This window comes from Candidatus Defluviilinea gracilis, assembly GCA_016716235.1.
GTDB classification, from domain to species: domain Bacteria; phylum Chloroflexota; class Anaerolineae; order Anaerolineales; family Villigracilaceae; genus Defluviilinea; species Defluviilinea gracilis.
In genome coordinates this window covers 518,607-533,066 of sequence record JADJWS010000001.1, presented here as the reverse complement: position 1 = coordinate 533,066, position 14,460 = coordinate 518,607, and the positions used below count along the sequence as shown (strand labels likewise).

The window sequence follows — 14,460 nt, the reverse complement described above, 5'->3', positions numbered from 1 at the left end:
CATGATGCGCCGATTTTCCACTTATCTGTATTACCGACCGAAACTCATCCTTGCATTGTTGCTTGGTCCGCCGATGTTATACATGGTGGTGGTGTATTTGGGGTCGTTGTTCGGTCTGCTCTTGAATAGTTTCTTTTATTTGGACGATTTCAGCGGGAAGGTGATCCATTCGTTCACGCTGTCAACCTATGCCACGTTGTTCAGGCGCTCTAATCTGCTGATCATCAACCGCACTTTGCTGATGGCGTTATCGGTGACGTTGGCTGACGCGTTGATCGCTTTTCCGCTGAGTTATTACATGGCGAAGTTCGCCTCGCCGCGCATGAAATCTTTCATGTACCTTGCTGTGCTGGTCCCGCTCTGGTCAAGTTATCTCGTCCGCGTCTATGCGTGGAGGTTGATCCTCGCCAAAGAGGGCATCATCAGTTGGTTCGTCAGCCACATGGGGTTGCAGGGACTCCTCGACTGGGCGCTCAGTTCCGAATCCATCGGCGGACCCTCGCTTGGGTTATCCATGCTCGGCATGTTCATCACGTTTGTGTATATTTGGCTTCCATATATGATCCTGCCGATTCAAACCGCGCTCGAACGCGTGCCTCGGTCGCTCGAAGACGCCTCCAGCGACTTGGGAGCGAAACCGCTGCAAACGTTCCGCAATGTGATTCTGCCGCTGGCGTTCCCCGGCGTGGTGGCTGGCTCGATCTTCACATTTTCGCTGACGCTCGGCGATTATATTGTTCCACAAGTGCTTGGGAATTCAAAGGTGGTCATCGGCATGGCGGTCTATTCGCATCAAGGCACGGCGGGGAATATTCCGCTCGCCGCCGCTTTTATGATGGGACCGATCGCGATCATGATCGTGTATCTTTTGATCGCGCGGAGATTAGGAGCCTTCGATGCGCTCTAACTCATCATCCAACCGAAAGCGCGCGCCATTTTTGTTGTCCATTTCGGCGTGGGCGGCATTGTTGTTCCTTCATTTCCCGGTGTGGATCATCTTCCTGTACGCGTTCACCACCGATGAGTCGACCTATTCGTTCCCGCCGCCGGGTCTGACCACGCGCTGGCTGGAGGTCGCATTCCAACGAAACGATATGTGGGAAGCGATGCTTCTCTCGGTGGGCGTTGCATTGATCTCAACCGCCATCGCGATTGTGTTAGGCACGCTTGCGGCGGCGGCAGTCTATCGGACGGAGTTCTTTGGCAAGAATGCTGTCTCGCTTTTGCTAGTGCTTCCGATTGCATTGCCCGGTATTGCGACAGGCATTGCGTTGCGCACATCCATTGGGGCGGTGGGCTTGCCGTTTTCATTTTGGACGATCGTGATCGGTCATGCCACGTTTTGTATCGTGACCGTGTACAACAATGTGATCGCGCGTTTCCGCCGCACGGGGAATTCGATGATCGAAGCTTCGATGGACCTCGGCGCGGATTCATGGCAGACTTTTCGATACGTTGTGTTGCCGAATATCGCAACGGCGTTACTCGCAGGCGGGATGCTGTCCTTCGCGCTTTCGTTCGATGAGATCATCGTGACCACATTTACTGCGGGTCAGCAGGAAACCCTTCCCATCTGGATATTCACGCAGTTGGCGCGTCCGCGCAACCGACCGGTGACGAACGTGGTCGCCATGTTGACATTCCTCATCACGTTGATTCCTATTATCCTGGCGGAACGAATCACTTCGAGGAGCGGAGATACCGAAGGCGAGACGAAGTAGCCGCGGGCGAATCAGGCATCCCGTCGGCGCGAAGCGGTTTTGAATCCAGCAAAATTCCTCCCTCAAAAATATTGACAGCACGTCAAACCCCATTACAATTGCGATCATTATTCTATAAAGGAGCGTTGATATTCTAACGACTCGCACGAGTGTGAATGAGCAAATGCTTGTGCCCTTCATCTAAATTACGCCACGAATAAAATCTGGCTTCCGCCGCCCTCCAACTGATGCTTGGTGAGGCGGCGGGACTGCTTAAGGTCTATGCAGTCAACACAGTGGTTAAGAGCTGTTGTTTTGGCTGTTTTTGATTCTCTGCTATGTCATTCTGAGCCGCGCTCTTGCCCTTTGCGGCGAAGAATCTTCCTCAAGGCGAAGAGACCCTTCGCTATCGCTCACATCGTCCCGATGCTCTTCGGGAGAGTGACATATTGAAAATGGTTTCACCTTTGGCATACATTGCCAAAGTATCTTTTTGGGCGAAATGCCCTCCTCAAAAAACGAAAGGAAAGAATGACCGGTCAATTTACATCCCATTTGAATCCGAAATGTAGTTCGGGCGCGTTCGAAGAGAAAGGCGGATGCGGCGTGTTTGCCCGCGAGCCGATCAAGAAAGGCGAACTGCTCGCGCTGTTTGGAGGGCAGATTGCGGCGAGAGACGAACTCGACCCCAACATGCCGCACTTCACCCAGCGCGTGCTTCAGATCGAAGATGATTATTATTTGATCACTCCCGATCCGTTGGAGCCTTCTGATTGTTTCAATCATTCCTGCGAACCCAATGCGGGTTTTACAGGACAGGTTGGCGTGGTGGCGATGCGCGACATCAAAGCGGGGGAGGAGATCAACTTCGATTACGCCATGTGCGACGGTTCGATCTACGACGAGTTTGAATGTCATTGCGGCACTCCCAACTGCCGAGGTCAGGTCAAAGGCTCCGATTGGACGAAGCCCGACCTGTGGGAAAAATATGACGGTTATTACATGCCGTATCTCGCGCGGCGCATTGAAAAGCTCAAAGCCGCATTGCCCGTCCCTGCATAAGACAAACGGATTGCACGGTACAATGGTGCAATCCGTTTTATGTTTAAGTTATCAAAACGTCCCGCAGGTTTCCTCGATCAACATTGTTTTTCACGCCAACCTGCGGGACGGTGACTCTCATTATGTTCAAATCCTTCGCCTTCAAAATTTATCTCGTCGCACTGATCCTCCGATTGATTCCCATCATCGCCGCGCGCGGACTTAGCATCGGACTCGACGACATGTTTCAATACGACATGCTCGCGCGCAGTCTCGCTCAAGGACATGGATTCCGCTGGTACGCCGAATCGGATTTAAACCAACTCGCCTCTTTCGTGGACTTCGACCTGTCTACCGCTAGGGAGTATGATCCACGCCTCGGCATTCCCACCTCGTTCCGCGCGCCGCTGTACCCAGCCTTTCTCGCCATCGTCTATTTTTTCAACGGGATAGATTTCTCCCGCTTCTTCGCCGCGCGGCTGGCGCAAGCAATCTTTTTGGGAGCGCCGCTTGCGCCGCTCACGTATTGGGTGGCGAAGAAATTCTTCACTTTCCACTTTCCATCATCCACCGAAATAGAAAGTGGAAAGTGGAAAGAAAGTGGTTCTCGTACCTCTGCATGGATTATCGCCGCCTATCCCATGCTTCTCGTCTACCCTCTCGGTCTCGGAACTGAAAATCCATTCTTCGCCCTCCTCCTCGCCTCTTTCCTCTTTCTTCTTTCCTCCATCGAAAAACCAACAACTTCAAACTTTTTACTCTCTGGAATCTTCCTCGCCCTCACCGCCCTCACGCGCTCAGTCATTCTCGTATTTGCCCTCGCCGCATTCTGCCTTCTCTTTTATTTGCACGGCAAGCGGACAATTCTCTCCATCCTCGCTTTTGTCCTTGTCATTGCGCCGTGGATCATTCGTAATTCCCTCTTACACGGCAAACTCACGGGTATCGAAACTTCGATGGGCTACAACTTGTACCTCGGCTATCATCCGCAGGGAAACGGCTCCTTCGTGTTCGGTCCCTCGCTGGATCTACTTCCCATCCTCGACGATGCCGAGCGTGACAAAATTGGGACAGAGAAAGCAATTGAATTTATCAAAGCGCAACCTGAACGATTCGTTCCGCTGGCGATCAACCGCCTCGGCTTCTTCTTTGGGTTGGAAAAGCGCGTGCTGATGTACTTTTATGGCAACGATCTGCTCGGCTTTATCCCTCTTCCGCTTTTGCTAACGATTTCCGCCATTCTGCTTTTGCCGTTTGTCATCATTTCCACCTCTGCCGCGCTGGGACTATCTCTCCTCCGCTGGAATCCGCAAACTTGCTTATTGGCTCTTTTGCTGTTTTGTTACACCATCCCTCACGTGTTCATCCTCGCCGAAGACCGCTTTCATCTCGCGCTCGTGCCTTACTTTGCCATCCTTGCCGCATGGTTTTGGGTGAACGGATTCAAAGCATTGTCCCTCCGCTGGCAAGAATCGCAATCGGGAAAAATTCTCCTAATCCTCTCAATTCTCTCTGTAATTCTCCTCGTAACCAACTGGGGACTCGAACTCGTCCGCGACTGGGATAAAATTGCGCAACTCCTCGGTCCCAGCGGAAACCAATCCTACTTCCCCTACTGATCACTGATAACTGATAACTGATCACTGATCACTGCTCACTGATAACCATGACCTACCTCCTCGGCGAACGCCTAAAATTTGACTGGAAGATCGTAACGATCACAATCGTATCCACATTACTATTCATGGTGGATTTCTATCATCGCAAACTTCTCTTTGAGAATTTCGGATATTCGTTTCGAGTCGTTTTGTATCTTGTTATCCCTCTTCTAGTTATTCTTGTTCTTTTCCGCGAAAACCCGAAAGAATATGGTTTTGGGCTTGGCGATTGGAAAGCGGGTCTCATCATCACGATCATAGGAATAATCGTCATGGCTCCAGTGATCTATTTCCTCGGCAAGGACAATGCGTCCATGCAGAAGTATTATCAGCCCTACGTGAACGGACTCCCGTGGTCAACCTTCCTCGACCTCATCGGCTGGGAGTTCATCTTCCGCGGCTGGATCCTGTTCGGCTACGTCCGCAAATTCGGACCCGAAGCGCTGTGGGTGCAAGCCGTCCCGTTTGCGTTGATGCACAACGGCAAACCCGAAGTGGAGACTCTCTCCACGATCTTCGGCGGCTTTGCCTTCGGCTGGGTGGCGTGGAGAACAAAATCCTTTCTCTATCCGTTCCTGATCCATTGGTTCATCGCGACGTTCATTATCATCGTCGCGGCAGGGCTATCCTGACTAACGGACTACGCAACTGCATGACTACATTCACTCTCCGCCCCGCGCGCGAATCGGAATCCCGCCAGATCAAGGAGCTGATTCGCCTGGTGGGCATCAACCCGATGGGCTTGGATTGGAAGCGGTTTATCGTCGCTGTGGATGCGGACGAGCGCGTCATTGGCACGGGACAGTTGAAACCGCATGGCGCGGACATCCTCGAATTGTCGTCCATTGCGGTTGCGCCGGCGCATCGCGGCGAGGGAATCGCGCGCGCCATCATCGAACATTTTCTGAAGGAAGGTCCGCGCCCGTTGTATCTGACTTGTGTATCGACGATGGGTCTGCTGTATGAAAAATTCGGGTTTGTCAGTCTTGAGTATAAAAACATGCCCCGTTATTTTCAGCGTTTGAGCAAGGTGGCAAATGTGATGTTGAATTTCACGCGGGAAGGCGAATTCCTGCTGGTGATGAAGTTACAGTAAAATATCTGCGATGCAAACGATCAAATCAATCCTGTATATGACTTCTGGCGTATTATTTGGCTTGTTTATTGCTGTGGTGGTGTGGGTGGTGGCGCGCAACCCAAGCGGGCAGGCGGTGACTCTGCGCCCCGCGCCCACAGACGCGCCTATTGTGGTTCACATCACTGGCGCGGTGCCGCGACCGGGCGTGTACGCCCTGCCACAGGGCGCGCGCGCGCAGGATGCCATTTCTGCCGCGGGCGGTTTTTTGGCAGATGCCGATAAAACAGGCATCAATCTTGCGAGACTTCTTGAAGACGGCGAGAAGTTGGATATTCCCTTTGTGGAGGGTTCTTCGCTGGTGGTGGAGCCGGTCTCGGCTCCGACAGCGTCGGCGGCTTCCACAGAATTGATCGACATCAACACTGCCTCGCAAGCCGAGTTGGAGACGCTTCCCGGCATCGGTCCGACCACCGCGCAGAAGATCATCGATTACCGTGAGGAGAACGGTCCGTTTCAAACGACGGAAGACCTCATGAACGTATCGGGGATTGGTCCCGGCACGTATGAACGCATCAAGGATTTGATCACGGTGGGGGAGTGATACGCGCAATCGTGAGTCCCCCGGTCACTCATGGAATAAGAATTTCAAAATCTCTTTGGCTTTGATCGCCGCCTTTGCCCGATGGCTGAGGCGGTTTTTTTCGTCCATGCCAAGTTCTGACATGGTTTTACCCAACTCTGGAAAAAGAAAGATCGGGTCATATCCAAATCCGCCTGTGCCGCGTTCTTCGGGGATGATCTCGCCTTCGCAGACACCCTCGGTAAGTTGTAATTGGTGACTGGTGTCTGCGATTGCAATCGTGGCTTTGAAGCGCGCGGTCCATGGGCGGGGATGGTTTTGCAGTTTGCTCAACAAGTATTTTCTTCGTTCGCCATCGGAAAGTTTTTTACCGTCTGTTGAACCGTAACGCGCGGAGTATAAGCCTGGCTCGCCGTTGAGCGCGTTCACTTCCAAGCCTGAATCGTCGGCGAGGGAAATGAGTCCGCTGGCTTGGGCGAAGGCGGTGGCTTTCTTTGCTGCGTTCTCGGCATAAGTCAATCCATCTTCGATGACGTCGAGTTCGAGGTTAATGCCCGCTGGCGTGAGGAGTTGAAGGTTCAAGTCCTTGAGCAGGTCTTGTAGTTCGATGATCTTGTCTTTGTTGTTGGTGGCGAGGAGGATGGGGGATGCCATAGTGGATGAGAGAGGAAAAGAGAATTGGGAGAACTAGAGAATTGGGGGGCTAGAGATCGGAGACTAGAGATTAGAGACTTTGCTCATTTGCCTATTTGCTCATTTGCCTATTTGCTCACTTGCTCATTTGCCCTCTTGCTCATTTGCTCACTTGCCCACTTGCTCACTTGCTCTCTTGTTGATCTGCTCTATCGCCCATTGCGTGTGTGTTCGGATCATGGGTTCGTCGTCGTTGAGGGCGTTTTGCAGGACAGGGAGGGCGTGTGTGTCGGCGGTGTTGCCGAGGGCGACGGCGACGTTTCGCAGGTAGCCGCGTCGTTTGGCGCGGGAGATGGGAGTCCGCTTGAAGCGTTGATTAAAGGCTTGGGGAGTGAGAGTCAGTTCGCCCGTCGGAGAGGGAAGCGGCTCGCCATCTGAAAAAGCGGAATCACCTTCCGGCGCGAATCGATTCCATGGGCAGACCATTTGGCAGATGTCGCATCCAAAAACCCAATTGCCGATTTTTTCGCGCAGTTCAACGGGGATGTCATCTTTGAGTTCGATGGTGAGATACGAGATACAGCGCGTCGCGTCGAGGGTGCGGTTTGGCAAAATGCAATCGGTGGGACAGGCGCTGATGCAACGCGCGCATGTGCCGCAGTGATCGGTGACGAATGGCGAATCGGGTTCGAGTTCGAGGTCGAGGAAAATTTCGGAGATGAAAAAATATGAGCCTTGTTTTGGATTGATGAGGCAGGAGTTCTTTCCGATCCAGCCGATGCCGGCGCGTTGGGCGAGGTCGCGTTCGAGGATGGGACCCGTGTCTGTGTAATAGCGGTTCTTGATCGGACGGGCAACCTGCTCCTCGATGAAGCGAACAAGTTCCGCCATTCGAGCGGGGAGGATGTTGTGATAGTCTTCGCCGCGGGCGTAGGAGGCAACCTGGATTTCACCCTCACCCTGCCCTCTCCCTGAGGGAGAGGGGTATGCAGTAGCCAGAACTAAAATGGATTTACATTCGGGAAGAATTTCGCGCGGGTCGGCGCGGCAGATGCGGGCGCGTTCGGTGGCGAGGTAATTCATACTGCCATGAAGCCCTTGCGCGAGCCAGTGTTCAAATGTGGAGTAATGAGGGGGTGGGTCAGGGAGAGTCACGCCAGCCAGGGAAAACCCCAGCTGGCGCGCTTTGTCTTTGATGCGTTGTTTCAAGCCGGACACAATATTTATTGCACGATAACCTTGACGAAGATTCTTTCCGGGAAGAAGACGCCCGCCGCGTTTCGCATCGACCACGCGCTGACGTAAATGCCAGCCTGCGCAGGAGCCTTGAACTGGACGGAGACTTCCACTTCCTGCCCCGCTTGCACAACTTCGGTGAGGGCAATGAACTGCCCGTCCATGTCGTCATCGTAGCCGGCGTAAGCGAGCACATATCCCGCGCCCCATGGGCATGAGCCGGTGTTTTTCACGCGCCAGGTTTTGATAAACTCCTGTCCCGGCGCCATGATGGTGTTATCCGGCACATTCACATCCACGGTGACTGGGTCGTAGTTGAGCAGGTCGCACGGGATCTGTGTGCCGGGTGTGGATGCCGACGTTTCTTGCGCGACGGTTTCTGGTGTGGCAGTGGCGGCATCTTCCACGACCGGGGGTTCGGTCGCCGGGGCAGAGACCGTTGGTGTAAAGACTGCCGCGGTTAGGGTGAATTGAGAGACAACCGTGCTGGCGGCGGAAGTCCGCACGGCGGCAACATCCGGCGTCGGTTCGGAGGGGGTGGCTTGCCCGCCGCACGCGGCGAGGAGAACGATAACCAGCAGAGAGATAAAAACTATTTTACGTTTCATAGCGCCTCGTATCGAAATCATTTCAGGATCATTTCTTTACCGTAAAGTAGACGGAAAGAATCGTTCCAAAGTAGTAGCCTCTGTCGTTGCGCAGTCGCCAATGCCCTTGATAATCCCCTGGGGTAAGCGGCGCAGTCAACCGGATGCCGATGTTGATCGATTCGCCCGGGCTGACAAAATCTTCCGGTTTCTTGAAGGAGAAGTCATACGGGTCGATTGACCGGTCGCCTCCAATGAAGACGAGCGTGAATCCTTCATCCCAGGCGCAGTTGCCTGTATTTTTGATCGCCCATTGTTTTACGAAATCTTGACCGGGTTTAAGGACCGTGCCATCGGGAATGGTCACATCGCCCTCGAATGCGCTATTACTGCATTCGTCACCCAGCGCGGCGGTTGCCCCGGCTTGAGTGGGGGAAGGCAGGGCTGTGAAACCGGGCAGGGGCGTGCTATTGAAGGAAATGGTGGGAGGCGTTCCAACCGTTGGAGATGCGCCTTCGACGGTAACGATACCCGTAGTAGGGGATGGCTCAAGGGTATTTGTCGGCTGAACGGTCGGGGATGGATTGGCAAGCGCAGTTTGGGTGAATTGCAAAGCGAGTTGCGCAACGGTTGTGCCGGCAATGGAAGTAATGGCGGCGTTCACATCCATTGTTGGCGCGGGCGTGGCGCCAAAATTACACCCTGCAAGAATGAGCGTAATCATCAAAACAACTGGCATGACCCGCCGTGCGGGTTGTCGAGCAGGCATGTTTGTTCCTCCGTGAGACTGGTTCAAAACAATGATACTGGAAGGATTGTTTGTTTTTGCGCCTTCCAGCATCATTATATCGCAATTGTTTTGAGGGCTTATGGCGTAGGTGTGGGCGTTTCGGTCGAAGTAGGCGTGGTTGTTGGGGTTAAAGTCGATGTGGCTGTGACTGTGACAGTCGGAGTGGAAGTAACGGTCGGGGTCAATGTGATGGTGGGTGTTTGTGTGATGGTGGGAGTCATAGTCACTGTGGCCGTGGCAGGGTCGGCGCTTTGGCGTGTGATGCGAGGGGCAACCCAGAGGGCAAAATCATCGTGCGATGTTCCATTGGCAAGCACGGTTAGGATGAATTTGACCTTTTCACCGGCCAGGGCGCTCAGATCGACGCTCAGGGAATTGTATTGTCCTTCGTACACTTCCTGCCATTGCCCGAGTGTTTTCACATCTCCGTTCCCGATCTGGTATTGCAAGCGGAAGACGACATTACACTCTGTGGCTTGATATTGACAGCCGATCAGCGCCTGGAAACGGTCGCCCTTTTTTACAGTGAAGCTCGGGAATTTCCCGGTGATCGATCCGCTTCCAGATTTATTGGGGTAGGTGAGCAAGGCGTCGCCGCGCGCGGTTCCATCCTCCATTTTGGGGGAGGTTAACGCCCGGGTGAATCCCCGGTCGTCGCCTTGTGATCCCGGACAATTCAGGTTTTTTGTTTCGCTTTTCCAGGCGGCATCGCAATAGTTGGCAACAAAATCATACGCGCCCAGGGTATATCCGTTGACGCTGACATCCACGTAAAAACTTGAATCCGCCGCGTTGCCTATCCCAAATAAGACCCCGGCCGCATTTCGTAGAATCCAATAGCCCCGGTATCTGCCGTTCTGGCTTGGAGCGACGAGGTTGAGCGTGATATCCACAGTTTGGCCGGGTCCCACATTGCCCGGCATGGAAACCGAGTTTGGCGCGCCAAATTTTTCCCCGCTGACGTACACAATGGCGTACGAAGTTGTCCATGCGCAGGCGCCGACGTTTTTCAACCGCCAGATTTTTGTGAAGTTGCTTCCGCGTCCGACCGCGGCGCCGTCGGCATACGTCACATCGCTGACAAAGGCGGCGGCGTCGCATCTTGTCAGCGTTGCGACCGGCGGCGCGTTGGTCGATGTGTTGAGTGGCGTGGGGCTCGAATTGCCAAATAACAAGGTGCTTGTTGCCGTAGGTTGAGGGGTTGGGGTAAACGCCACCTGTGTGGAGAGTGCGTCCAACGTCTGCGCGGCGGATGTGTACAAGGCGTTCAACGTTTCTGCAGGCTGGGGAGAGGGATCGGGAGAAAAGAGTCCACAAGCCAAAATGGTGGAAAGAGCGAGCGTCCAAAGTAGAAATTTTGTAAAGCGGGCGGAAATCATAATGCCTCCGAGGGTATCGTCACATGTATAAACGCAATTTGCCTCCGCCGGGTTCCCAAAGAAAATCGCCGAAGCGGTTCGGCTCCGGCGATTTTGAAGCGTTTATGGGCAGTTATTGGGCCACGTCGCTTTTGGAAATTCTGTGTACTCGGGCATCAAGACGATGATCTGCATCCAGCGTTCATTGGGGCTGTCTCCCCTGCCGACCATCCAGCTGCGTGAGACGGTCTTCGAGCCTGCGGCGGCGAAGGAAAGTTCTTTCACCGCGCTTTCATTTCCGTCTTTTTGCTCCCAGTAATAACTGAGATCCAATGGTCCACTCGTGGTGATCGTGGCGTATACCGTATACAGCACATTGACGGGACAACCCTCGGCGGGTTCGCGGACAATTTGGTATTCTAAGTCCACAATCCCATACTCCCGTTGTGGGCGTTTATCCACCACAATGTTTGCATAAAACGCCTGGCTGTACTGACCCACGCCAAAGACGGCGTTCCATGGGGTCTGTAAGCGCCAGTAGCCGGTATAGGTTCCCTCGGCAGAGGGGGCTTTGAGATTGATCGTGATCGGAATATCGTCGCCGGGCGCGACGATCTCCGGCAGGTTATAGTACGTGGCGCCGCCCAGTGCGTCGCCGCTCCAGAAGATTAATCGATAGGTGGAGTCCCATGTGCAAGTGCCTTCGTTTTTGATCGTCCAGGTCTTTGTAAAATCTGTGTCCGGTTTGTAGACCGTGCCATCGGGCGGGTATTCGCCGACCAGGTTGGCATGAATGCAGTTCGGGTCTGATGGCGCGGAGGAGAGAGTCGACTCTGCCGTTGGGGTAAACCCCGGCGTGAGCGTGGGTAGCAAGGTGGGAAGGCTCGGCTCGGGCGTGTTTGTTTGAAGCACCGGCAATGGCGCGGAGGACGCGCCCGCTTCCACTGTTTGCGCCACTGCGGTTGCGATGGCTGCTTCGTTTTGCGAATTTGCGCCGCAAGCCGTAAGGAACAAAGACAGACTGACCGCCCATGCCAAGATGTTGTGCGTGCGAATTTGGAACATGCAAACTTCCTTTCTAAAACGAGGTGTGTCGAAAAGATTATACCTGTGATGAAAAACGCCCGACCAGTTCCGCCGGGCGTTCTCACTTTTCATTTATCTGCTTATGGGCAACTAAAGTTTGCCCGCCCGAACTGCTGATGATTTGGAGCGTCGATGTAAATTTCCATCCAGAACGATTGCCCGGGCGCCGACACAGACCAGGTTGTATTGACCGATTGCGTGCCCGCGGCGGCAAATACGATCGGGGCATGCGCGGCATTATCGGTAGCGCCATCGCTCCTCATCCACTTATACGTTACGTTGCCCGGCCCATTGGCGGTAATATTTGCCGTAATGGTAAAGCCGCCGCACGAGCCGGAAACCGAGAACGTGACCCCGGTGACAGCGAAGGGACCTCCACTACCCCCGCCTACCTTAATCTCAACAAAGAACGATTTGCCTTGTTGCGCGCCGCCCTGCACGGGAATTAACACGCCGCTGGCATTGCGAATCCGCCAATACCCGCGATACGTTCCGTTGGACGCGGGCGCTTTGAGGCTCACAGAAACATCCACTTCCTGCCCCGGGTTCACAGCGCCGATCGCCACCGGTGAAACACCGCTCATCGCGTCGCCGCTGTCGAAGACCAGCGCATATCCGTTCCACACGCAGGAACCCGCGTTCCTCAGCCGCCATGTTTTCGTGAAGGTATCGTTCGCGTTAAAACTAGAGCCGTCGGGCACGGTCACATCTTTGACGAATTGCGCCATATCGCAAGTCTGGGTGGATGTGGAGATCGGGGCGGTTGTGGAGGTGGGAATGGCAAGCGTCGGCGGGGCGGCAATCGTATTCGTCGGCGCGGGAGGAGGTGGCAGGGTCGGCGTGCTAAACGGCGTCGCCTGGTTCAGCAGGGCTTGCACCGTGAGCGCGGCGTTAGTCGAAACCGCATTGGGGTCTTCAGTGGGCGGCTTGTTCGATGGCAGGTTGCAGGCGGATAAGATAAGAACCACAACCGTTGCGATCAGGGTAAGGCGGTGAAAATTTCTCATTCTCTATTCTCTTTCTTCGATGGTAGTTTTCGATATTCTACACCAGTCCAGACGGAGAAAAATTGCCCTTTGTTCCTAAAAAAACCATCCCTCTCGATTTTTCAAGAGGGATGGTTGTGGATGAAAAACGCGCGTCAAACCGACGGGTCAGGCTGGTTCATGCACCCCAGCCATCAACAAGCCCAACTGTTCGCGCGAGGCGTCTTTGCTATCCACTGTGGAGATGATCTCGCCGCGATAGATCACCGCGATCCGATCCGAGAGCGACAGGATCTCGTCTAATTCTGCCGAAACGAGCAGGACCGCCACACCGCGATCGCGCATGGCAATGATCTGCTTGTGGATGTATTCGATCGAGCCCACATCCAAGCCGCGCGTGGGTTGCGACGCAAGCACCAGTTTTACCGGGCGGCTGAGTTCGCGCGCCACAATCACCTTTTGTTGGTTTCCGCCGGACAGTTTGCCAGCCGCAGTATATGGGGAGGGCGTGCGCACATCGTAATTTTCGATCAGTTTTCGCGCATTCGCATCCACTTGATTCTGCTGAATGACGATCCCTTTTGAGAATGGCGCATGGTAGTAGTCGCAGAGCGCCATGTTATCTGCGATGGTGTAGCCAAGCACCAGCCCATGCCGTTGACGGTCTTCGGGAATATTTGCCAAACCGGCCTCGGTGATCTGGCGCGGCGGCTTCCCGGTCAGTTCGCGCCCGCCAATCGAGAAATGACCTCCTTCACTGGCGCGCAGACCGCTCAGCGCCTCCGCCAGTTCGGTCTGCCCGTTGCCTTGCACGCCCGCCAAGCCCAACACTTCGCCGGCGCGAACGTTGAACGAAACGCCACGCACCGCTTCAAGCCCGCGCACATCTTTGACGCGCAGGTTGTTGACGATGAGAACGTCCTCTTTGGGTTCGGCGGGTTTCTTTTGCACGGTGAGAATCACTTCGCGCCCCACCATCATCGAGGCAAGTTGTTGCTCATTGCTTTCTTTTGGGTTGGCGCTTCCCACAACGCGCCCCGCGCGCATGACGGTGATGCGGTCGGCAACTTTCAATACCTCTTTGAGTTTATGGGTGATGAACACGATCGATACGCCCTTGTCGGTCAACTCGTGCATAATGCGGAAGAGATCATCCGCTTCTTGCGGGGTTAACACGGCGGTCGGTTCGTCGAGGATGAGGATGTTTGCCTTACGGTAGAGCGCCTTGACGATCTCGACGCGCTGTTGAACGCCCACAGGCAGGTTCCCCACAACCGCCTCGGGATCAACTTCAAGCCCGTATTGATGCGAGAGGTCTCTCACTTTTTGCGCCACCTCCGCGCGATCCAATTTCACCAACGGCATTTCGTTCGGCGCGGCGCGATGGTCGGTTTCGGCTCCGAGCATGATATTTTCGGTGACGGTGAACACCGGGATGAGCATGAAGTGCTGGTGCACCATACCGATGCCGTGTTGGATCGCATCGCGCGACGAGTTGAGCGCCATTGGGTTTCCAGCCACGGTCACTGTTCCAGAATCTGGTTTGTATAACCCGTAGAGAACGTTCATCAAGGTCGATTTGCCCGCGCCGTTTTCGCCGAGCAAAGCATGGATCTCGCCCTTGTGCAGGTCGAAATTGACATTGTCGTTTGCCAGCACGCCGGGGAATTTCTTGGTAATGCCTTTGGCTTCGAGAATGATGGGGGTGATGTCAGTCATGGCTCATT

At 54.4% G+C, this 14,460-nt stretch carries 15 protein-coding genes; 7 read left to right on the top strand and 8 right to left on the bottom strand.

What is annotated here, in order from left to right:
* The first annotated feature begins 1 nt into the window (after position 1).
* The 7 genes from IPM31_02520 to IPM31_02490 all read left to right on the top strand — a co-directional run bounded on the left by IPM31_02520 (position 2) and on the right by IPM31_02490 (position 6,078).
* On the top strand, positions 2 to 907 hold the full coding sequence (locus IPM31_02520; GenBank protein MBK9005847.1) for an ABC transporter permease: 906 nt from the start codon (positions 2 to 4) through the stop codon (positions 905 to 907).
* Positions 897 to 1,721, top strand: coding sequence for an ABC transporter permease (locus IPM31_02515; protein MBK9005846.1), 825 nt, complete (start codon positions 897 to 899; stop codon positions 1,719 to 1,721). The genes IPM31_02520 and IPM31_02515 overlap by 11 nt, the downstream gene beginning before the upstream one ends.
* Positions 1,722 to 2,231: 510 nt before the next feature.
* Complete coding sequence (locus IPM31_02510) at positions 2,232 to 2,762, top strand: SET domain-containing protein (GenBank protein ID MBK9005845.1); 531 nt, start codon at positions 2,232 to 2,234, stop codon at positions 2,760 to 2,762.
* Between the two features lie 122 nt (positions 2,763 to 2,884).
* Positions 2,885 to 4,360 (top strand): glycosyltransferase family 39 protein, encoded by a 1,476-nt coding sequence (locus tag IPM31_02505; protein ID MBK9005844.1) that lies wholly within the window; start codon positions 2,885 to 2,887, stop codon positions 4,358 to 4,360.
* Between the two features lie 47 nt (positions 4,361 to 4,407).
* Entirely contained in the window at positions 4,408 to 5,031 is a 624-nt protein-coding gene (locus IPM31_02500; protein ID MBK9005843.1) for a CPBP family intramembrane metalloprotease, read from the top strand.
* Positions 5,032 to 5,051: 20 nt separating this feature from the next.
* Complete coding sequence (locus tag IPM31_02495; GenBank protein ID MBK9005842.1) at positions 5,052 to 5,495, top strand: GNAT family N-acetyltransferase; 444 nt, start codon at positions 5,052 to 5,054, stop codon at positions 5,493 to 5,495.
* Between the two features lie 37 nt (positions 5,496 to 5,532).
* Positions 5,533 to 6,078, top strand: a complete 546-nt coding sequence (locus tag IPM31_02490; protein MBK9005841.1) for a helix-hairpin-helix domain-containing protein — start codon at positions 5,533 to 5,535, stop codon at positions 6,076 to 6,078.
* Between the two features lie 24 nt (positions 6,079 to 6,102).
* On the opposite strand, the gene rdgB is transcribed toward IPM31_02490, so the two are convergent.
* From rdgB to IPM31_02450, 8 genes are all read right to left on the bottom strand, one after another.
* Complete coding sequence (gene rdgB, locus IPM31_02485; protein ID MBK9005840.1) at positions 6,103 to 6,711, bottom strand: RdgB/HAM1 family non-canonical purine NTP pyrophosphatase; 609 nt, start codon at positions 6,709 to 6,711, stop codon at positions 6,103 to 6,105.
* A gap of 147 nt (positions 6,712 to 6,858) precedes the next feature.
* Positions 6,859 to 7,908 carry a tRNA epoxyqueuosine(34) reductase QueG gene (gene queG / locus IPM31_02480; protein MBK9005839.1) on the bottom strand — a complete coding sequence of 350 codons (1,050 nt, stop codon included), beginning with the start codon at positions 7,906 to 7,908 and terminating at the stop codon, positions 6,859 to 6,861.
* 5 nt (positions 7,909 to 7,913) lie between these two features.
* Positions 7,914 to 8,534: a hypothetical protein gene (locus IPM31_02475; GenBank protein ID MBK9005838.1), complete on the bottom strand. Its 621-nt coding sequence runs from the start codon at positions 8,532 to 8,534 to the stop codon at positions 7,914 to 7,916.
* A gap of 28 nt (positions 8,535 to 8,562) precedes the next feature.
* Complete coding sequence (locus IPM31_02470) at positions 8,563 to 9,282, bottom strand: hypothetical protein (protein ID MBK9005837.1); 720 nt, start codon at positions 9,280 to 9,282, stop codon at positions 8,563 to 8,565.
* Positions 9,283 to 9,380: 98 nt separating this feature from the next.
* Complete coding sequence (locus IPM31_02465; GenBank protein ID MBK9005836.1) at positions 9,381 to 10,682, bottom strand: hypothetical protein; 1,302 nt, start codon at positions 10,680 to 10,682, stop codon at positions 9,381 to 9,383.
* A gap of 102 nt (positions 10,683 to 10,784) precedes the next feature.
* On the bottom strand, positions 10,785 to 11,726 hold the full coding sequence (locus tag IPM31_02460; GenBank protein MBK9005835.1) for a hypothetical protein: 942 nt from the start codon (positions 11,724 to 11,726) through the stop codon (positions 10,785 to 10,787).
* Between the two features lie 101 nt (positions 11,727 to 11,827).
* Positions 11,828 to 12,754: a hypothetical protein gene (locus IPM31_02455; GenBank protein ID MBK9005834.1), complete on the bottom strand. Its 927-nt coding sequence runs from the start codon at positions 12,752 to 12,754 to the stop codon at positions 11,828 to 11,830.
* A gap of 147 nt (positions 12,755 to 12,901) precedes the next feature.
* On the bottom strand, positions 12,902 to 14,452 hold the full coding sequence (locus tag IPM31_02450) for an ABC transporter ATP-binding protein (protein ID MBK9005833.1): 1,551 nt from the start codon (positions 14,450 to 14,452) through the stop codon (positions 12,902 to 12,904).
* Positions 14,453 to 14,460 lie beyond the last annotated feature (8 nt).

Coding starts and splice junctions, on each gene's coding strand:
- IPM31_02520 (MBK9005847.1), top strand. CDS start 2: ATGATGCGCCGATTTTCCACTTATCTGTATTACCGACCGAAACTCATC.
- IPM31_02515 (MBK9005846.1), top strand. CDS start 897: ATGCGCTCTAACTCATCATCCAACCGAAAGCGCGCGCCATTTTTGTTG.
- IPM31_02510 (MBK9005845.1), top strand. CDS start 2,232: ATGACCGGTCAATTTACATCCCATTTGAATCCGAAATGTAGTTCGGGC.
- IPM31_02505 (MBK9005844.1), top strand. CDS start 2,885: ATGTTCAAATCCTTCGCCTTCAAAATTTATCTCGTCGCACTGATCCTC.
- IPM31_02500 (MBK9005843.1), top strand. CDS start 4,408: ATGACCTACCTCCTCGGCGAACGCCTAAAATTTGACTGGAAGATCGTA.
- IPM31_02495 (MBK9005842.1), top strand. CDS start 5,052: ATGACTACATTCACTCTCCGCCCCGCGCGCGAATCGGAATCCCGCCAG.
- IPM31_02490 (MBK9005841.1), top strand. CDS start 5,533: ATGACTTCTGGCGTATTATTTGGCTTGTTTATTGCTGTGGTGGTGTGG.
- rdgB (MBK9005840.1), bottom strand. CDS start 6,711: ATGGCATCCCCCATCCTCCTCGCCACCAACAACAAAGACAAGATCATC.
- IPM31_02475 (MBK9005838.1), bottom strand. CDS start 8,534: ATGAAACGTAAAATAGTTTTTATCTCTCTGCTGGTTATCGTTCTCCTC.
- IPM31_02470 (MBK9005837.1), bottom strand. CDS start 9,282: ATGCCTGCTCGACAACCCGCACGGCGGGTCATGCCAGTTGTTTTGATG.
- IPM31_02465 (MBK9005836.1), bottom strand. CDS start 10,682: ATGATTTCCGCCCGCTTTACAAAATTTCTACTTTGGACGCTCGCTCTT.
- IPM31_02460 (MBK9005835.1), bottom strand. CDS start 11,726: ATGTTCCAAATTCGCACGCACAACATCTTGGCATGGGCGGTCAGTCTG.
- IPM31_02455 (MBK9005834.1), bottom strand. CDS start 12,754: ATGAGAAATTTTCACCGCCTTACCCTGATCGCAACGGTTGTGGTTCTT.
- IPM31_02450 (MBK9005833.1), bottom strand. CDS start 14,452: ATGACTGACATCACCCCCATCATTCTCGAAGCCAAAGGCATTACCAAG.